2 protein-coding genes are annotated in these 1,817 nt (G+C 70.6%); both read right to left on the reverse strand.

Going from position 1 to position 1,817, the window contains the following annotated elements:
• Window positions 1–752 (reverse strand): hypothetical protein (locus tag D7V93_RS42500; RefSeq protein ID WP_208723344.1); only part of this gene is annotated, 752 nt, incomplete at its 3' end.
• Window positions 749–1,817: tail fiber domain-containing protein (locus tag D7V93_RS42505; protein WP_147451662.1), on the reverse strand; the 1,069-nt coding region annotated here is incomplete at its 5' end. The genes D7V93_RS42500 and D7V93_RS42505, both read right to left, overlap by 4 nt.

Raw genomic sequence — 1,817 nt, forward strand, 5'->3', positions numbered from 1 at the left:
CCCTGGTTGTCCAGCAGGAGCGCTGTTCGTGTGTCCCTCACGGCGAGAATCTGGCTGCGCGTGCTTTCGACATCGAGTTGCGCGTGTGGGAACTCGCGGTTCACGCGGAGCGTTCCCGTCACCAGCAGGGCGCCGGTGAACGTCGCGGAGTCCACGGAGGCCACGAGCACGGAGGACGCAGACTGGCTCCGGTCCGCCTCCAGCCTGGGGCTCTCCTGTTCGGGGACGTCGCCGGAAGCGAAGGTGACGCTCCCCACGCGCGTACCACTGGCCTGTCGCACGCGCGGGTCCACCCGCTCCACGTCGCCGCGCGCGTCGAGGAACACCTTTCCGAGCACGACCTCGGACGCCCCCTGTGCCACCCCCAGGGCGGACAGCTCGATGCGCGGTTCGAGGAGGAAACGCTTGTAGCCGAACTCACCACTCTCCGAGGTGAGCGAGGTGGGTTGTTCGGCGCTGGTGATGAGGATGAAGAGCGCCTGACCCGGCTCACCCACGACGTCCACGAGCCGCGTCTCGGTGAGGATGAGCGCGCGCCCCGCGTCGTCGATGGCCACCCCGGGGGCCACCTCGAGCGAACCAGGCCGCTGGCCGACCGTCACCTCCAGCCCCTGCGCGATGCCGGACAGGTGGAGCGCGTGGTTGAGCCCCGTGAACAGCGTCTCGAAGTAGCGCTGCTCCGTGCGGAAGTCCGCGGCGCCCAGCGACTGGCCGTCGTGGAACAGCGGGCGCTCGGAGCCGTCCGGTGTCATCGCTCCTCGTCCCGGGCCGCGAGGCGCTGCTCGAGCCCGGCGATCCGCTCCGTCAGCTCCCGCACGGACTGGAGCAGCAGCGGCACCAGCTCCTGGTACGCGATCATCGCCTGCCCCTGTGCGTTGGTGCCGACGACCTCCGGCAGCACCTGGGCCGTCTCCTGCGCCAGGAGCCCCAGCCGGCGCGGGCCCGACGGGTCGGCGCGCCACGCGAACGACACGGGGCGCAGCGCGGCCACGCGCTCCAGGGCTCCGGTGAGTGGGCGCACGTCCACCTTCAGGGATGCGTCGCTCAGCGTGCGGGGCGTCCCGTCCTGCGCCAGCTCCCACACGTCGCTCCCCCCGTAGCGCGCGGAGAGGAGGGCATGGCTCCCGTCCGCCTTCTTCGTGTTGATGCTCACGCCCGAGTCCTTCACGTCCCCATCCGTGAAGTCGAAGCGCGCGGTGCTCGCCCCCGCGCCGCGTCCGGCCAGGTCCTGCGTGATCTGCAGCATCGTGTCGGCGCCCGCGGAGTCGGGTTCCACGCGCAGCGCGCCACGGAAGGACGTGGGCGCCACGCTGCTGGAGGACGTGGGCAGCAGCAGCCAGCTCGTCTGACGTCCGCTGGTCGCGGTCTGGTCGATGCTGTCGACCTTCCCGCTCTTGAACGCGACGATGCCCAGGATGATGCCGTTGCCCGGGGCCGTCGGTCCCACCGGCGCCAGCGTCAGCTTCGGGTTCTCGATGATGGCGTGGGTGGACTTGAGGGACGCCTGGAACTCGGGGGTGTTGTTGTCCGCGTAGTCCAGGACGGCCAGGTAGGAGCCGTCCGGGGTCTGTCCCTGGGCGGTCATGTTCGTGTTCCTCACGACGTACAGCGGGACGCCGGCGCCGCTGAAGGCCATGCCGGGCGCCACGATGAGCGACGTGCCGCCCACGCCACTGAGGGCCAGGCCCTGGAGGACACCGGGCGCGAAGAGCTGGCGGTTCTGGTAGCCGACCAGGTCCCGCGTGTAGCGCTGGTCCCGGATGAAGTCGGCGAGCTGGAGGAGCTCTCCCTGGTAGTAGTACGTCCGTTCAAGGGAC

This window comes from Corallococcus llansteffanensis, from assembly GCF_003612055.1.
Lineage (GTDB): Bacteria > Myxococcota > Myxococcia > Myxococcales > Myxococcaceae > Corallococcus > Corallococcus llansteffanensis.